Source organism: Sphingomonas sp. NFR04 (assembly GCF_900114095.1).
Classification (GTDB): Bacteria; Pseudomonadota; Alphaproteobacteria; order Sphingomonadales; family Sphingomonadaceae; genus Sphingomonas.
In genome coordinates, this window is sequence record NZ_FORV01000001.1 from 411,360 (window position 1) to 428,913 (window position 17,554).

The window sequence follows — 17,554 nt, forward strand, 5'->3', positions numbered from 1 at the left end:
GCCAGGGCCGGTTTAGCTCAGCTGGTAGAGCAGCGGTTTTGTAAACCGAAGGTCGCGGGTTCGATTCCTGCAACCGGCACCACGGAAATCCGCCGTTTCTTAGGGTTTGTGACTATTGCTCCTTGGTTCAGTTGAACCGGGGGCTGCGAAGTGAGCCTGTCTGCGAGGGCTCTTGCCCTATCGGCATATGCGCAGGCGACGGATCGGCTGCGGGGTACGGAACGAGCGGCAGACGCCGCTGCCCATGGCGCGACGCCGGCACCGCGCATGGTGGCACCTCCATCGAAACGCCACCGTGCGAGCGCCCGAACGGTGCCTTCGTTGCCTATCTCGGGAATCCGGACGGCAACAAGCTCACCGCGCGGACAGCGTTAAACCAACAATTCTCAACGCTCCCGCAACGATCGCCAGAAGGGGCTGAGCAGCGGAGCCAACGCATATTGCAACGGCGTCCGCTGCCGCAACTGGATCAATGCCTGCGCGGGAGTGCCGGGTTTCGCCATGGAGGTGGTACTGCCTGAGCCGCCGCGACCCAGCGCGGACGGATCGATGATGACATCCGCCGAGAAAAAGGGGATGCCCGTGCGCGGTTCCACCAGCCGATCTGCCGAGATGCGCGTCAGGGTGCCGGTGAGGTCTGGAGAGCTTCGGTCGCGCAGCGCGCCAAGCCGGATGATCGTTCGCTGACCAACCTTCACATCGGCCGCGTCGTCCGGAGAAACGCGGACGCGCAGGAGCAATGATCGATGATCGGGAACGATCTCCATTAGCGTCTGCCCCGGCGCGATGACTCCGCCCTCGGTGAACACGGCCAGACCGATGACCGTACCCGTGACCGGCGCACGGATCTCCGCATGGGCCAGCTGTTCGCGTACGGCAGACAGGCGCGGTGCGAGATCGTTCAGCGCCATCTGAGTCTGGTACAAATCGGCTTGCGCGCGTGAGCGATAGGCACTTGTCGCTTCGGCGCTCGCCAACTCGCTTTCTCGTACCGCGCTGTCCGCCTGCAAGGCACCCTGGTCCAGCTGGTCGTGCTGGCCTGCCAGTTGGGCATGCGACCGTTCCAGCTCGCGAAGCCGGGTCTGCGAGACCCAGCCCTTGCGCGCCACCGGTGCAAGCGCTGAAAGCTCGGCCGTCAGCAGGCCAATCTGCTTTTCGGTGGAGGCGCGTTGGTAGCGCAGCCCCTGTGCCTGGTGCCGCGACTGACTGGATCTTTGTGCCAGCTCTGCCTTGCGCGCCGCCAACTCGCTCGTCAGCGCAGCCAGCATGGCGTGTTGTTGCGCCATCGCCTGCTGTGCCTCGCGCAGGGCATTGCCGGTCAGCCCTGCAAATTCGCCCGGCGGCGCGAAGCTGCTCTGTCCGAGCAGCTGGGCCTGCTGCCGCGCGCGCTGGGCCAACAGCTGGACCTGTTGACCGACGAGCCCGCGTTCCTGCGCGCGTAGCGATTCCGCAGATAGGCGGATCAGAAGCTGCCCTTGCTCGACATGCTGCCCCTCGGCGACCAGCAGCTGCTCAATCACGCCGCCTTCGCGTTGCTGCACGGCCTGTCGTTCCCCGGCGACCACAATTTCGCCGGGCGCGTAGGCTGCAGCATCCAGCCGGGTCAGCGCCGCCCAGCCAAGAAACAACCCGAAGAACAAGAGCGCCGTGATTGCTCCCCACCGTATGTCGCGCGCGGAACCGCCCGGGTCGGCGCCCAACGAAGGGGCCTGCTCGAACGCGGCTGGTCCAGCATGTTTCATGCGTGCGCCACCGTTCGGGCAGTGCTGCCGTCAAGTGCAGCAAGAACCGCGTCGCGCGGGCCAATGTGCTGGACGCGGCCGTTGTTGAGCACGATCAAGCGATCGAGGACCGGCAGAATCGTACGCTTGTGCGAAGCGAGAACGATCGTGCACCCCCGCGCCTTCGCTTGCTGCAATACCTCCAGCAGACGCGCTTCGCCCGCCCCATCGAGATGCGCGTTCGGTTCGTCGAGGAGGAGCAGCACGGGATCGCCGTAGAGTGCGCGGGCGAGCGCGATGCGGTGCGCCTGGCCCAGCGACAGCCCCCCGCCCTGCGCATCGAGTACATACTCATAGCCACCCGGCAGCCCCAGGATCATCTCGTGAATGCCCGCCGCCTGCGCCGCGGCAATCGAGCCCTGATCGGCGCCCCCCGATTCCTTGAGACGCTCGGTGGCGAAACGGCAGATATTCTCCTTGATCGTTCCGCCGAAGAGCTGCGGGTCTTGCGGCAGATAGCCGACGTGATGCGCGAGGCGATCCGCGTCCCATTGGCTGGACTCTGCGCCATCGATGCGCAGGGTGCCGCGGTTCGGCGGGACGATCCCGGCCAGCAACCGCAGCAGCGTCGACTTTCCCGCGCCGCTGGGCCCGATGATACCGATGGCCTCTCCTGCGGCGATGTCGCAGTGGATGGCAGTGAGGAGGGGCAGCTCACGCCGTTCATGTACGACAGTGACATTTTCCAGCCGCAGGGCGCCGCGCGGGGTCGGAAGCGGCGTGAGGCGCAGTTCCGGCGATGTCGCGCCCAGCAGCGCGTTCAACTGGCGCATGCTGTTACGGGCCTGCTGTAGGCTCCGCCACGATGCGATCAACTGTTCGGCAGGGGCGAGCGCCCGCGCGATGAGAAAAGACGAGGCAAAGATCGCGCCCGCCGATATCTGGTCCTCCGCCGCCAGCCAGGCGCCGAGCCCGAGCGCGCAGGATTGTAGCGCGAGTCTCAGGAAGCGCCCGAACGATGTATAGTTTCCGGACGCGAAGCCTGCCGCGACCTGTTGGTGGAGCAACGCCTCGCGCTGCCGCATCTGGCGCCGCACCATCGCCTTCCGCATGCCCAGCGCGCGAACGATGTCGGATCGCGCCAGAATGGCATCTTGGCCCGCATAGACGGTCGCGGAAAGCAACTGCGCGCGGCCAACCGAGGCTCTCGTGGCGCGTTCGGAGCACCAGGCGGTCAGCGAAAGCGCCATCACGCCCACCAGAGCGAGCGCCCCGATCCAGGGGTGCAGCAGCGTACAGATCAGGAGATATACCGGCATCCACGGCGCGTCGAAGAGCGCCAGTGCGCCTGCGCCCGTGAAGGTTTGCCGTGCGGCGTCAAAATCTCGCATCGCCTGTCGCGCCATGATCGGCTGCGAACGCGCGAGCGTGGCATCGAGAATGGCCGGTGCAAGCGCTGCGTCGATCCGCAGCCCGGCACGAACGAGCAGACGCACGCGAATGCGGTCGAGCACGGCCAGCGTAACCAGCGCAAAGAGCAGCGCGACGGTCAGCACGGCCAATGTCGCCAGACCGTGCGTGGGCACCACACGATCATATACCTGCAGCATGTAGACGGTAGGCGCGATGTACAGCAAATTGACCAGCGCGCTGAAGCAGGCTGCGCCGATGAAGTGCGACTTGCATAGCGCGAAGGCTGCGTTCAGCGGCGTCGAGTGACGCGCCTCATCCGCGGGCATCGTGCAGTTCCTGCGACACTAGCTGAATGATTATCGCCATCTTCACCCGCGAAGTGAGGAAACACACCTTGTCGAAGGCGCCCGCGCCCCTTTGCGCATGCATCGCATGCGACAGCGGCGGCGCGTGATCACTCTTCCGGGTTAGCTCACTTGCTGCCCGAGGCGGCCGAAGCACCGTCGCTGAAGGTCTTGGGGGTTACGATAGTACCCAACTGCGCGTGTGTCGCGCTGCGATGTGTCGGCGTACGATGTCCCAGCGGCTCGCGTGCCGCGCGGGAGGGCATAATGGCCGACTATTTCAACGTCCTGGGCAGTTCCACCGTTACCGGTGGAACCGGACCCGACAGGTTCTTCCTGTTCAACAAGGATACGAACCTGGATCGCCTCCGCGCGGACGGAACTGTCGCGAATTTCGTCTGGAACACGTCGCTGCACTGGGCGGACGGATCCGTGTTCCAACTGATCGGCATCAACGTCAACATTTCGATGGATCTGATCATCGGCGACAAGACCGATGCTCTCTACGGGTCCAACTTTAACGACGCCATCGTCTACAACAATGGTGGCTTCGGCGACGGATTTGGGGGGTTCCGAGATATTCAGCTGATGTACCTGGGCGGCGGGGACGACTTTGTCGACCTGACCGCGCACGGCGTTGGCGGCGTCGCGTATGCCAAGGACATGAAGATCTATGCCGGCGACGGCAACGACACCATCGTCGGCGGTGCGGGCGCGGACATCCTGTACGGTGAAGCGGGCGACGATCTGATCCTCGGCTTCGCCGGGGCAGATGTGATCTATGGCGGCGACGGGAACGATATCCTCTATGGCGAGGACCTCGGCTACGACAACAGCTCCAGCTATGACACGCTGTACGGCCAACGCGGCAACGACGTTCTCTACGGTGGCGGCCGCAACGACAAGCTCGACGGGGGAGACGGCAACGACATCCTCTACGGCGGCGCGGACGACGATTCGCTGGTCGGGGGAAGCGGAGACGACATTCTCTATGGCGACGACCTGAACAACTCCGGCAACGACAAGCTGAGCGGCGGCGCGGGCAATGATCAACTGTACGGCCGCGCCGGCAATGACGAACTCCATGGCGACGCGGGGGACGATCTGATCGATGGGGGTACCGGCCGGGATTATCTGGGCGGCGACGCCGGGGCGGATACGATCCTCGCTGGTGCCGGCGACGACACCATCGACGGCGGCGACGATAGCGACACGGTGGTCTTCACCGGAAATCGCACCGACTATCGCTTCACCGTCAACGGCGACGGCAGCTTGACCCTCGGCGATCTGCGGAGTGGCAGCCCGGACGGAACGGACACGATCCGGAACGTGGAATATTTCGCCTTTGCCGATGGCACGGTCTCCACCGACCACCTCAGTACGCCGCCCGTCATCGTCTCCAACGGGGGCGGCCCGACCGCTGCCATAGATATCGTTGAAGGGGCAACGGGCGTACTCGCAACGGTACTCGCCAGCGATGTCGATGTCGGCCAATCGCTGCGCTACGCCATCGGCGGCGGCGTCGACGCCGCTCTGTTCCGCATAGACGCCGCTACCGGCGAGCTGTCCTTCGTCACCGCTCCCGATTTCGAGGACCCCTACGACGCGAATGGCGACAACAGCTATGAGGTCACGGTAATCGCCGACGACGGATTTGGTGGAGTCGCGCGGCAGGCGCTCACGATCAAGGTGGCGGACGCCAGCGACGGCAGCGCCCCCACCATCACCTCGGACGGCGGGATGGCAGCCGGATCGATTTCGATACTGGAGAACAGCACCTCGGTGACAACGGTTCAGGCTATTCAGCCCGACGGACTTCCCCTCTCCTACCGGATCGTCGGCGGAGCCGATGCTCAGCAATTCGTGATCGACGCAAATACCGGCGCGCTGTCCTTCGCCGTCGCGCCCGACAGGGAGGCGCCAGGCGACGCCAATCACGACAATGTCTACGACGTCGTGATCGGTGTCAGCGATGGGACCAATGGAGATCATCAGCGGCTGGCTGTCACCGTCACAGACGTGAACGACAATCCGCCGGTGCTCACCTCCTTCGGGGGCGCCCCCGTAGCCACGCTGTCCCTCGCGGAAAACACGACCGGGGTCGCGGTGATCAGCGCCAGCGACGCCGACGGCACCGCCGCAACCTACCAGATCCTGTCCGGCGACGATGCGGCGCTCTTTGCCATCGACCCGGTCACCGGGGCGCTGTCCTTCAAGAACGCCCCCGATTTCGAGCAGCCCCTCGATGCAAATGGCGACAATATCTATTCGGTCGTCGTCGGCGCCAGCGATGGCGTCACGACGGTCACCCAGGCGCTCTCGATCAGCATCGGGAATGTGAATGACCTCGCGCCGGTTATTCAGTCCAACGGCGCTGGCGCGACGGCGCAGGTCGCGATGCTGGAGAACAGCAGCTTTGTGACGACCGTTACTGCGACTGACGGCGACGGCACCATCCCGACATACGCCATCGTTGGCGGCGCCGACGCGGCGTTCTTCGCCATCGACGGTGCCACCGGCGCCTTGCGCTTCGTGAAGGCGCCCGACTTCGAGTTCGTCCGCGACGCAAATGGCGACAACGTCTATGACGTGATCGTCTCGGCCAGCGACGGTGCCTTCACCGACACGCAGGCGCTGGGCGTACAGATCCTCGACGTGAACGAAATAGGCCGCACGCTGACGGGCACCAGCGCCGCGAACATTTTCTCTCCTACCGCGCCGGGGGCACTGCAGACCACAGACCTCAACGACACGATCTACGCGCTGGCAGGAAACGATGTCATCGATGGCGGCCTGGGTGCCGATCGCATGGAAGGCGGTACCGGCAACGACACCTATTATGTCGACACTTGGTCCGACGACGGCTTTGCGGGCAATGATGACCTGGTCGTCGAAACCCCGAACGCGGGTACGGACCTCGTCATCAGCAGCGTCAGTTATCAGCTCACGGCCGAGGTGGAGAACCTCACGCTGGTCGGCGGCGCGCTTGCGGGGACGGGAAACATCCTCGCCAACACCATCACCGGCAACGCGCTGGACAATATCCTGGACGGCGGCGCCGGCAATGACCGGCTGCTGGGCGGCGACGGCGCGGACACGCTGTTCGGCGCCGACGGAACCGATGTCCTGAACGGCGACGCCGGCAACGACAGCCTGTTCGGCGGCGCGGGATCGGACGTCTTGGACGGCGGCACGGGCGCGGACCACATGGAAGGCGGCACCGAGAACGATACCTATTATGTCGACAGCTGGTCCGATGACGGCAACGCGGCGAACGACGATGTCGCGATCGAGCTCGCCGGCGGCGGCACCGGCGATCTGGTCAACGCCTCCGTCACCTACCGCCTCGCCGATCAGGTCGAGCGGCTCACCCTGACCGGCTCGGCCGCCATTGATGGCTATGGCAACGCGCTGGACAATGTGATGACCGGGAACAGTGCCGCCAACCTGTTGTCAGGCGATCTCGGCAACGACACGATTGACGGCGGCGACGGCAACGACATTTTGCAGGGCGGCGAAGGCAATGACGTGCTGAGCGGCAGCGGCGGCGACGACCGGCTGTTCGGCGGCAACGGCGTCGACAAGCTGGACGGAGGAAACGGTAACGATCTGCTCGACGGCGGGGCCAGCAACGACACGCTGCTCGGCCAGGCCGGGGACGACATCCTGATCGGCGGCAAGGGGAAGGACGTGATGACCGGCGGTGCCGGCGCGGATACGTTTACCTTCGCGTTCGGCGACACGTCGGCGAACAGCGGCTTCATCGATACCATTACCGATTTCGACGGGACGCAGGACTCTATCGACATCGACGTCTTCACATCGGCGCTATCGCACGCAGCCTATGCCGAACAGGCGATCGCATCGAACGACTACAGCACCGCACTGGCCGCGGCGAAAGCGGCCGCGACGCCTGGCATAGCGGCGGTGTTCATCGCCGGGACTACGGATGGCTGGGTCTTCTGGGATGGAAATGGGGATGGCGCACTCGATCAGGCGGTGACGCTGCAGGGTGCCAACGCGCTCGCGGCATTCGATGCGCACCACCTGTTCTAGGTGGCCCCCTACCTCCAATTTTCCAGGCGTTGCCATGCTGGAGCGCAGATGGAAATGCAGACCACCCATCTCGGTAATTACTGCCGGACGCGGGTGTCGCTACCCTGCTTTCGAAATCCGCCATTGCAGGAAACCGGCATGCTTCTCGTCAACTGCATCCACGTGCCTGGTCCACAAGGTGCGACGGTTCACCGGGAGGAAGCCGGCGCATGACCCAGTTCTTGATCACCGGTGCTGCCGGGTTCATCGGCTATCATCTCGCAAGCCGCTTGTTGGCCGATGGGCACGGTGTCTGCGGAGTCGATGGCATGACACGCTATTACGATCCCGCGCTCAAGCAAGCCCGGCTGGAACGGCTGGAGAGATGGCCCTCGTTCCACTTGATCCGCGGGATGGTCGAGCAGCCGGGGGTGATAGCCGGCGCCATCCAACGCTGCGCACCCGATGTGATCGTGCATCTCGCTGCACAGGCCGGCGTCCGCTACTCGATCGACCATCCCGGTACCTATATCGACAGCAATCTGGCCGGATCCTGGCAGGTGCTCGAAGCCGCCCGTGCAGCACCACCCCGCCATCTGCTGCTTGCCTCCACCTCGTCGGTATACGGCGCCAACCCGATAGCGCCCTTTGCGGAATCGCATGGGACCGATGAACCGTTGAGCCTGTACGCCGCGACGAAGAAGAGCATGGAGGTGATGGCACATAGCTATGCGCATCTCTTCTCCATCCCCACGACGGCGTTCCGCTTCTTCACCGTCTATGGCGCCTGGGGCCGGCCCGACATGGCGCTGTTCAAGTTCGTCGATGCGATCCTGCACGATCGCCCGATCGACGTGTACGGCCACGGCCGGATGTCGCGGGACTTCACCTATGTCGACGATCTGGTGGAGGCGATCGTGAGGCTGATCCCGGTCCTTCCCACCGAAGCGAGCCGCGTGCGCACGAGCGCGGCGACCGACACGCTTTCGCAACACGCGCCCTTCCGCACCGTGAACATCGCCGGCGGCAAACCCGTGCCGCTGATCGAGTTCGTCCGGACGATCGAGAATTGTCTGGGGAGGCGAGCGACGATCCGCATGCTGGAGAACCAGCCGGGCGATGTCCCCCTAACCTATGCAGACCCCTCGCTGCTGAAGGCATTGACGCAATATGTGCCCGCCACGCCCATCGATGTCGGGGTGGCTGTGTTCGTCGACTGGTACAAAAGTTGGCACGGAATGTCCGCGCCGATATATCAGGCCGAACTTCAGGGTCAGGTCATCGGGCGACCGCAATTATAGGCCGGTACTGGCCCGATACCGCCATTGATCTGCCCCCAATATCGTACATCGTCCTTCGCCACCGCGCTCAGCTATTCTTCAATGCTTGGATAGCCGTCATCGTCCTTATGCTCATTGGCATCCCAAGCCAGGGGGTTGGGGTGCCGGAAGCGCCGCTCCCACTCGTCGGGCATGCCGACCTTGTCCGAATCCAGCGTTGCTGCGGTGGGCCGAAGGATCGCCCAGCCCCCGCTTCGGCGACAATGGACGGCCAGGCGTTCTGGAAGAGAAACCGCGCGATCGCACGTCCGCACGTCTTCGATGTACACGGCATCGACATTGTCGCGGCAGGGCATCCCCAGACACATGTCCGCGCCCGCAAGGCTGAGCATATCGCGCGGCGCTTGACCAGCATGGACGGCTTTCCGGGGATATTGTCCAGAAGGACGAAACGCGCCTCAGCCGTCAGCGACCATAGATGAAATAGGCCATCTTTATACGAGACGTTAAACTTGATCGACCTTGTCTCGGGACACGATCGCGACGACTTGTGTTCGATTGCTCGCGTTCAACCGCCGCATTAGTGCCTTGACGTGGGCTTTCACCGTGCGCTCCCGCAGGCCAAGCTCGATCGCGATCGCCTTGTTGGTCGCGCCCCGCTCCAGCAAGGCCAGCACCTGTTCCTGCCGACGCGTGAATATGGGCTCGGGCGGCTCGCCGTAGCTCTGCCGCGTCGCTGCTATCCCGGCAAGCAATCGCCCATAATCGAATGCCGGATAAATCACCCAACCCGCACACGCGAAGCCGATGGATTGAACGACCCGGTCCAGCGAAATCGCGTCGTCGAGTAGCACACGCACACCCTGGCACGCAGCGGCCAAGGCCTGCTCTGGCTCTATCGTTTCCTTCAGCACCAGCACCACAAGGCTGCCCCCGGCCTCCCGCAGTCGCCGGACAATCAGGGAGAGCGCGGCTTCGTCGAACCGGTCGGCCGCGAGGTTGACCAGCACCGCATCCGTTCCCCGCTCGCACACAACCGCGACCGCCTCATCGATATTCGCCACCGCGCCCACGGTTACGATGTCCTGCGTCTCCGCCAGCGCGGCTTCCAGACAAGCGCGGGGCAGTTGCCGCGGATCGATGATCAACAGCCGAGTGGGGTCCTTCCGGCGCTCCTCGCCCCGCCCCCCGGCGCCGAACGCTCCGCCCTCCTCTGCACTCATCGGACCACGCTCAGCGCAGAGGTCACGCGGCGCGGTCGAAGATCGGGAGGCGGGGGCGGCGGCGTTGATCGTGCGGGTCACGGTAATAGCCCCGTACCCGCTGGTAATATTGCAGCCCGTCCCCCAGTGCGAGCCGCGCGTGCCGGATATAGCTGACCCGATTGAACACAACGCCGGTGATGTCGCCGTCGAATTGTTCGAGGGTGGATCGCACCAGATCCGGCGTCGTGTGCTCCCATGGCAGGACCAGCAGCACCGCATCGGCGAGCTGACCGGCCAGTCGGGCATCGCCGGCGGCGAGGATCGGCGGCGTGTTAACGATCACATAGTCGAACGTTCGCCGCAGCGTCGCCAGCATGTCGGCCACCTTGCGCGAGGCGAGCAACGCCTGCGGATCGGCCGCGCTCCTGCGGGCATGGATGAACTTCAGCGCCGGCAGCGCCGCATTCTGCTGGATGATGTCCTCCAGCGACGCCTCGCCCTGCAGATAGTCGAGCAAATCCCGCGACTCCGAGCCGGGTTGCGCCAGCGTGCTCAGGTCCGGCCGCCGCAGGTCGAGCTCCACCACGATCGCGGATCGCCCTGTGGCGGTCGCGGCCGCGGCGATCGCGACGGCCACGGTCGTCTTGCCGTCGCCGGGCAGCGGGGAGGTGACGACGACGACATTGCCGCTCTCGCGTGGCAGCGTCCGTGCCAGCTTGCGCTCGACCGATCGGGCAGCCTCGGCAAAGGTCGCATAGGGCCGTTCGGTGACCATCAGATGCGCGGGGAGATCGTCCCGCCGGTTCAGCGCCGGGATCATGCCGAAGGTGGCGAGACGGCTCAGTTCATAGACCTGCCCCGCGGTGCGGACGTGATTGTCGGTCGCCTCGGCGACGATCACATAGAGAAAGCCGAAAATCAGCGCCGCCGCCGAGGCCGCCCCCATGATCGGCATGGATCGCGGGAAGCTGGCCTGGGTGGGGCGCAACGCGGGTGAGGCCAGTGCCGCATCGGCCTTGACGACGTCGCTGAGCGTTTGCTTGAGGCGGGACAAGATCGACACATACACGCTCTGCAGGGCGGTGACGTCGCGACCATAATCGGCCAGCGGCACGCCCGTGACCCCGCGGTCCAGCGACTGGGCACGCAGGCCGGCCACATCCCCTGCCAGAGTCGTCCGCCGGGCCGCCTGCGCATTGACTTCCGCGCGCAGCTGCCGCTGCACCCGCTCCCCCTCCTCGGATATCGTCTGGCGAACCTGCGCAAGCTCGGCCTCCGCCTTGCGCACGTCGGGATGGCCGCCGCCATAGGATGTGCGAAGCTGGGCAATCTGTGCCGTCAGCACCCCCTCGCGCGCTTTCAGCTCGGTGAGCAGGGGCGAGACCGTCGCATCCCCGCTGGCAACCCGCGCCGCTGCCTCAGAAACGGCGGCCTTGGATGCGGCGAGTTCGGAGCCAGCGCGCGAGACCTGCGCCGCATCCCCAGCGCCGCCGACCTCCGCGTCTATCCCGTGCGCCCGGCGGTAGTTCGCGATCTTGAGCTCGGTAGACACCAATTGCTGCCGAAGCTCGCCCGCGCGCCGCCGCAGTGCCTCCGCATCGCGGATCTGCGACGCGCGGCGCTCCCGGATCTGGGTGTCCATATAGGTCGTCGCCACCTTGTTCGCGATCCGCGCCGCCTTTTCAGGCGATGTCGAACTGACCGTGACATTGATGTAGTTGGACGTCGAATCCTGCGCGACCTTCAGGGCGGAAAGAAGCCTGTCCGTCACTTTCTCGCTCATCTGCGGCGTGACGATCAGCTTGGCCGGCGGGCCCGCGGGGAAGAAGGTGTCTGAAAACCAGCGCAGGAGCCCCGTGCTGGGGATCGGCAACGCCGGGTTGAACTCCGGGTCTCCGGTCAGCGCCAGATCCCGCACGACCTGCCGCGCGACGGCGCGGGACTGGAGCAGCTGGATCTGGGTGTCGATCTGGTGCGCCTGGCGCATCTCGATGTCGCGGATGGAGGGCGGCGCGGTAGACGCGGCGATCGAGTCCGGCATGCCAATATCTGCGGTATCGACCCGCATGACTGCTGTTGCATTGTAGCGCGGCGCGATCATCGAGAGCACCAGCGCCGTTCCCAGCAGCGTCAGCGTGATCGTCACGATCAGGCCTCGCATGCGTCGGCGCAGGATGCGGATCAGCTCCGTCGAACCCGTGGTCATGGTTTCCGCCGCTGCCGGCCGCAATGCCTCGTGCATGGTCACTGGTCGTCTCGCCCCCTAGCTTCAGAACCGCGAGAGCGTACGACGGGACGGTGAGGCACGCATGGTCCATGACGGATGATAGGACCGTCTTTTTGCGCCGATGGGCACTCGCCCAAAGGGATGAGGTGCAGTTCCACACGAACGCTGCATGACGCGCCGGGCTATCCCATAAGCGACATAGCCAATCCCCGCACAATGCTGCGATGACGCTGCGCGACGCAACGCCAGCGGCCGCGGCAACTCGAGCCGGCGGGCGTGGAGCGCTGGCATCTTCGACGGGAGAGAAACGCTTGCAGCGCAAACCCACAGCAGCGCACTGGGGCAGCCGGTGAGCGAGAATCCTTCCGACTGCACTGCTCCATGCGTTCGGGCGGCGGATGCATCCCCCGCACCCGCCTCGATCCTTCGCTTTGCGCGGAACGCGCTCCACTTGCTCACCGGCAATGCGGCTTCGGTCGGTCTGGGCATGATCACCCTCGCCTTCACCGCGCAGATTCTCGGACCAGCCTTGTTCGGCATCCTGGCAACGATTGAAGGCTATTGCCGGATGGTGGACCAAGTCGTTCGTCTGGAAACGTGGCAGGCGCTGATCCGCTACGGCGCAGAGACGCTCGAGACAGGCACCGGCAGCCGCTTTCGCAGCCTGATCCGGCTGGGCCTGGTGCTGGATTTCGGCGGCGCCGCACTGGCCGCGCTGATCGCGCTCGCAGGCGTGTCGCTGGTAGGGCCGTGGCTCGGCTGGGGCGCCGCAGAAGCAACGATGGCGCGGATCTACTGCATCACCGTTCTGTTCGGGATCTCGTCCACACCCATCGCGGTGCTGCGTCTGTTCGATCGGTTTGCCGTGGTCGCCTGGATCGAGCCGGTGCTGGCGCTGGCCCGTCTGGGCGGAGTCATCGTCATCTGGGCGTTGAACGGCTCGATCTGGCCGTTGCTCATCCTCGGCATCGCCCTGCAATGTTGCCAGCGGCTGGTGCTTGGCTGGTGCGGCTGGCGAGAACTGATGCGCCAGGGCCATGCGGGCGTACTCCAGGCACCCCTGAAGGGCGCGAAGCAGATGTTCCCGGGCTTTCGGCGCTATCTGTTCGCCGCCAACGCCACCCTGCTGATCCGCAAGAGCACGCAGGAACTGGATCTGCTGGTGGTCGCCGCATATGCCGGCCCCACCGGTGCCGGCATCTATCAGCTCGTCCGCAAATTCACGCTCGCCGCCACCAAGGCGGGAGCGATGGTACAACAGGTGGTATACCCCGATCTGGCGCGAACCTGGGCTCGCCGGGACCTCCCCGCCTTTGTCTCGACGATCCGGCAGATGGAAGCGGTGACACTGACGTTCGGTCTGCTGCTCTTCGCATCCGCCTGCCTGGCCAGCGATCGCATCGTGGCGATCCTCGGTGGCGGGCAATTCGAGGACGCCGTGCATCCGCTTATCGCACAAACCTTCGCCGGCCTGTTGTTCCTCTCCGGCAGTGCGCTGAAGCCGGGTCTCGCCTCGATGGGACTGCAGATGGCGATGATGCCCCCCACGATCCTCGCTGCGTGCATTTTCTACCTGGTGCTATTTCTAGCGGTCCCGCAGATCGGCGTCGTCGGCGCCAGCCTGGCCCATATCGCCTTCAACCTTATTCTGCTGCCTGCATCTCTTCTGATCTGCAGTCGGGGCTTGCGAGCGGCCGAGCAAGCTCCTTCGGCCGGGACAGGTTGAAGCCCCGGCTCGCAGCCCAGATCGCTGCCTGTGTGCGGTTTTGCACGCGCAGCTTACGAAGGATCGCCTTGATATGCACCTTCACGGTCGCATCCGCGATATTCAACCGGCGCGAGATGATCTTGTTGGGGTCGCCATCCATGAGGCAGCGCAGAATCTCGATCTCACGGCTCGACAGCGGCACCCCGGAGGTGCCGACCTGCCCCTCGTTCCAGATGATCTGCGGCACCGAGTGGATCAGCGAGTCGGCTACTTCGGAGGGCAGCACCCGCTCGCCCATCGCGACAAGCCGCAGGGCCCCGGCCAGCGGTTCGCAGGAGATCGCCTTGACGAGGTATCCATCGACGGAGCCGCTGGCAAAAGCCTTGCCGACGTCTTCAAGACGATATTGATCGATCATCAGTACGATACGTGTCGTACTTGACGCTTCTCGAATATGCCGACAGGTCTCTATTCCCTCGTCCACATCATGCGCGTCGACGATCACAAGATCGGAACGGACGAGATCGATAGACCCACTCTGCGCGCCGGCGGCGTCCACAACAAAGTTCTGATCTATCAATATTCTACGGAGCCCTTCTCGAATTATCTCGCTCTTTCCGATAATGGACACATGCAACTGACGGTTCATCGCGCCCCTCCCCCATTTAGGTTTCAGTTAGCAGATAAGCATCTGTAAAGTCGCCTTTTTTGATATCGTTCCGCAAATTCGAAACGTTTCTACCCGGATACAGTCTTTTGGATGATTAAGTATACATTAATTTGAGGTATTCATTGCCACAGATTGGTACATCTGGGCGCCACGTGACCATCAATCAGGTCGATCCACGACTCTGGAGTAGCTCGTTTGACCCATGTTTGACCGGATGCCTGCGCCGCCAAATGGGCGCGAAATGATGGATCCTGCATCACCTGCAGCAGCGCCTGACCCAGCGCGTGAACGTCGCCATTCGCCACAAGCAGGCCGTTTCGTCCGTGCTCGATCAACTCGCTCGGTCCGTAGTCGCAATCAAAGGCCACCACGGCCATGCGTGCCCTCATCGCTTCGAGCAACACGTTCGGAAAGCCCTCATAGCGCGAGGGGAGGACGAAGCAGGAGCCGGTCGAGACCCAGGATCCTGGTACCTCGCTGAGCCCTGGCAGGCGAACGCGTCCGGCGAGACCCAATCGCTCCACCTGGCGCTCCAGTTGCTGCCGATCGGGCCCTTCGCCCCAAATGACCAGCTGCCAGGCGGGCACTGCGCCGGCGATGGCGGAGAACGCATCGAGCAGCAGGTCAAACCCCTTCTGGGCCGTCAGCCTGCCGACGGCCACCAGTACGGGGAGATCGGGCGCTACGGGCTGCGGACCCCGCGATCGATCCATGGGGTTGGGGAGAACCACCGCGCGTGCGCGCTGCCCTGCTGGCAGGCAGGCGCGGCTGCGCTCGGTCTGCAATACGATCTGTGCCGCCCGCGCATACAGCACCCGAAGCGCGAAATTCCACGCTGGGCTCATAGCTTGACGCTGCGGGTTGTTGCGCTCGGCCACGATGGTCGGAATGCCCGTGCCGGAAGCGGAGATCAGCGAAAGGACGTTGATCTTGGTGAGAAAGGATACGAGCACCGTGAACTGCCGCGCGCGCAGGAGCCGCCGCAGCGCGGCCAGGCGGCGGGCCACGGCCCACCACTTTGCCACGCCGCCGCTGTGCGGCGGCAGGTCCAGCCTCTCAAGCCGCACGTCGGGATGAAAGCTGTTGAAGGGCGGTGACGCGGGGCTGTCGAACGCCACGACCGTTACCTGCCAGCCCCGCTCGATCGCGGCACGCGAGACGATCTCGATCACGCGTTCGGCGCCCCCGGCATGAAGGCCTGCCAGGACAAAGGCGACGTGAACCGTCACGCCCACCTCCTCCGCCTGACCGCAAGCAGGTCCTCGACCAGGCCCGGCGTCAGCGCTTCCAGCGAGGCGATCTCTGCGTCGGCCGCGTGATGCGGGCTCGGCGGCACCCGGGGGTGGATCGCGCCGGGCCGATTGATCTGGACGGTGCTCCACCCGAGCCGGGCCGGTGTTATGAAATCCTTGGCCGGGTTGTCGGCGACGTAAAGAAATCCGGTCGCTGTCCCCTTGCGGCTGGCGTGAACCACCTCGAAGGCGCGCCGATGCGGCTTCCAGAAGCAGCGCCCCCAATCATCGGTGCAGATGATCGGATCAATGTTGAAACGGCGCAGGCCGAGCGCGTCGATCTTTCGCCGCTGGCTTTCCGCAGCGCCGTCGGTGATGAGCGCCATCGACCAATCGCAGGGCAATTGCAGGAATGCGAGCGCGTCGGGCTCCAGCGCGATGTCCGGCAGGTGCGCGCGATAGCGGATGACGCATTGATCGATCAGTCCGGGTTCCGGCGTAACCCCCAGCGCAGCCAGCGTGGCGTCGAACAGCCTGGTGGTGACGCCCTGGCGTCGCAGGCTGCATGCGGTTTCGCGGAAACCGTGCGTGCCCAGGGTGGCGTCCGCCCATTCCCCGACGGCGGCGAGCCCGCTCCGGATATAGCCCTCCTCCAGGTAGAGCGTGTCGTCCAGATCGAGAACGATGGTGGTCGTCATGACTGGACGAACACCGCTGCATCGTAGCGCAGCATCATGACCCCCTCCGCCCAGTCGTTGCCCGCGGTGCTTGGCATCCCCAGCCGGCTTTCGAGCAGCCAGCGGGCGAAATGCGCGCCGGCGTGGTCCGCCAGCGGGAAGCCGCCGCCGAACCTGGCATTGATCTCGAAGACGCTCGCTGTCGCGTCCGGGTTGATCATCGCCTGGTAGCAGAGCACCCCCGACGCGTCCGGCAGCTGGGCGGCCATCGCCTCGGCAGCCTCGATGAGCCGGGGGGCGCGCCGCGTGACGCCCTTCTCCACCTCCCCCGCGCGCACGCTGATCCGGCGATGCGGCACGACGGCCCGAAGCCGGCCCGCATCGTCGAAATACATGTTCACCGTCCACTCGTCGCCGGTCAGCAGCGCCTGCACGATCATCGGTTCGGCTTCGTCGCGCGGCAGTTCGTCCGGCCCACGAGCGATCAGGATCGCGCGGCTGGCGCTCCCGTGCCGCGGTTTGACGATGGCCGGCCAGGTCCAGTCACCGGGTTTCTCCCGCACCTCGTCGAGCGTGACCGTGCGGGGGTTGGCGACGCCACAACGATCGAGGAACTGCGCGGTGGCCAGCTTGTCCCGCGCCATGCCCACCACGTCGGGCGCGCTGATCGCGACGCGGGCGCCGGCCTGCTCGAAGCGCTCCCTGGCTCGCGCCAGGGGCAGCAATTCGGGATCGATCGTCGGCACCACGAGCGCCACCTTCCGATCGCGGACGATCGCCAACAGGGCGTCGACATAGCCGGGCGCGGTCGCTTCGGGCACCGGATAGGCCCCATCGGCGAGATGGCAGGCGGCGCTGAGAAGCGGCTGCTTGTCGCACGCCAGCACCTCCAGATCGATGCCGAGCTCCGCACCGCCGCGGCGGAATGCCTCGATCAACCCCGCGCGTCGGCCGGCCGAGGTGATCAGGATGGTCAGATGGTGCTGCATCCTGCGCCGCGATCCGTGCCGGTCGAGCGTGGACGCGTTGAGATGGAGCATGG

General features: G+C 65.1%; 12 protein-coding genes and 1 tRNA gene. 4 read left to right on the forward strand and 9 right to left on the reverse strand.

Features of this window, described 5'->3' with window-relative positions; all coding sequences use genetic code 11:
• Window positions 1-6: 6 nt before the first annotated feature.
• Window positions 7-82: transfer RNA gene (locus BM009_RS01880), tRNA-Thr, on the forward strand.
• A gap of 304 nt (window positions 83-386) precedes the next feature.
• On the opposite strand, the gene BM009_RS01890 is transcribed toward BM009_RS01880, so the two are convergent.
• Window positions 387-1,742, reverse strand: coding sequence for an HlyD family type I secretion periplasmic adaptor subunit (locus BM009_RS01890; protein WP_093293192.1), 1,356 nt, complete (start codon window positions 1,740-1,742; stop codon window positions 387-389).
• A complete protein-coding gene (locus BM009_RS01895) occupies window positions 1,739-3,460 on the reverse strand; it encodes a type I secretion system permease/ATPase (RefSeq protein WP_093293194.1) in 1,722 nt (573 codons plus the stop codon). Before BM009_RS01895 ends, BM009_RS01890 begins: the two co-directional genes overlap by 4 nt.
• 285 nt (window positions 3,461-3,745) lie before the next feature.
• On the opposite strand from BM009_RS01895, the gene BM009_RS01900 reads away from it, so the two are divergent.
• Window positions 3,746-7,534: a calcium-binding protein gene (locus BM009_RS01900; protein WP_093293195.1), complete on the forward strand. Its 3,789-nt coding sequence runs from the start codon at window positions 3,746-3,748 to the stop codon at window positions 7,532-7,534.
• Window positions 7,535-7,743: 209 nt separating this feature from the next.
• Entirely contained in the window at window positions 7,744-8,814 is a 1,071-nt protein-coding gene (locus tag BM009_RS01905) for an NAD-dependent epimerase/dehydratase family protein (protein WP_093293197.1), read from the forward strand.
• A gap of 71 nt (window positions 8,815-8,885) precedes the next feature.
• On the opposite strand, the gene BM009_RS01910 is transcribed toward BM009_RS01905, so the two are convergent.
• From BM009_RS01910 to BM009_RS01920, 3 genes are all read right to left on the reverse strand, one after another.
• Window positions 8,886-9,185 carry a hypothetical protein gene (locus BM009_RS01910; RefSeq protein WP_093293199.1) on the reverse strand — a complete coding sequence of 100 codons (300 nt, stop codon included), beginning with the start codon at window positions 9,183-9,185 and terminating at the stop codon, window positions 8,886-8,888.
• Window positions 9,186-9,299: 114 nt separating this feature from the next.
• Window positions 9,300-10,097, reverse strand: a complete 798-nt coding sequence (locus tag BM009_RS01915) for a response regulator transcription factor (protein ID WP_175487855.1) — start codon at window positions 10,095-10,097, stop codon at window positions 9,300-9,302.
• Entirely contained in the window at window positions 10,039-12,204 is a 2,166-nt protein-coding gene (locus tag BM009_RS01920) for a GumC family protein (protein ID WP_175487856.1), read from the reverse strand. Before BM009_RS01920 ends, BM009_RS01915 begins: the two co-directional genes overlap by 59 nt.
• A gap of 370 nt (window positions 12,205-12,574) precedes the next feature.
• On the opposite strand from BM009_RS01920, the gene BM009_RS01925 reads away from it, so the two are divergent.
• Window positions 12,575-13,951: a lipopolysaccharide biosynthesis protein gene (locus BM009_RS01925; protein WP_302847344.1), complete on the forward strand. Its 1,377-nt coding sequence runs from the start codon at window positions 12,575-12,577 to the stop codon at window positions 13,949-13,951.
• On the opposite strand, the gene BM009_RS01930 is transcribed toward BM009_RS01925, so the two are convergent.
• The 4 genes from BM009_RS01930 to BM009_RS01945 all read right to left on the reverse strand — a co-directional run bounded on the left by BM009_RS01930 (window position 13,869) and on the right by BM009_RS01945 (window position 17,552).
• Entirely contained in the window at window positions 13,869-14,582 is a 714-nt protein-coding gene (locus BM009_RS01930) for a LuxR C-terminal-related transcriptional regulator (RefSeq protein WP_093293206.1), read from the reverse strand. The genes BM009_RS01925 and BM009_RS01930 overlap by 83 nt on opposite strands.
• Window positions 14,583-14,722: 140 nt before the next feature.
• Window positions 14,723-15,832 (reverse strand): glycosyltransferase family 4 protein, encoded by a 1,110-nt coding sequence (locus BM009_RS01935; protein WP_175487858.1) that lies wholly within the window; start codon window positions 15,830-15,832, stop codon window positions 14,723-14,725.
• Window positions 15,829-16,533 carry an HAD family hydrolase gene (locus BM009_RS01940; RefSeq protein WP_093293210.1) on the reverse strand — a complete coding sequence of 235 codons (705 nt, stop codon included), beginning with the start codon at window positions 16,531-16,533 and terminating at the stop codon, window positions 15,829-15,831. The genes BM009_RS01935 and BM009_RS01940 overlap by 4 nt, the downstream gene beginning before the upstream one ends.
• Window positions 16,530-17,552, reverse strand: a complete 1,023-nt coding sequence (locus BM009_RS01945; RefSeq protein WP_254772108.1) for an ATP-grasp domain-containing protein — start codon at window positions 17,550-17,552, stop codon at window positions 16,530-16,532. The genes BM009_RS01940 and BM009_RS01945 overlap by 4 nt, the downstream gene beginning before the upstream one ends.
• Between the last annotated feature and the right edge of the window lie 2 nt (window positions 17,553-17,554).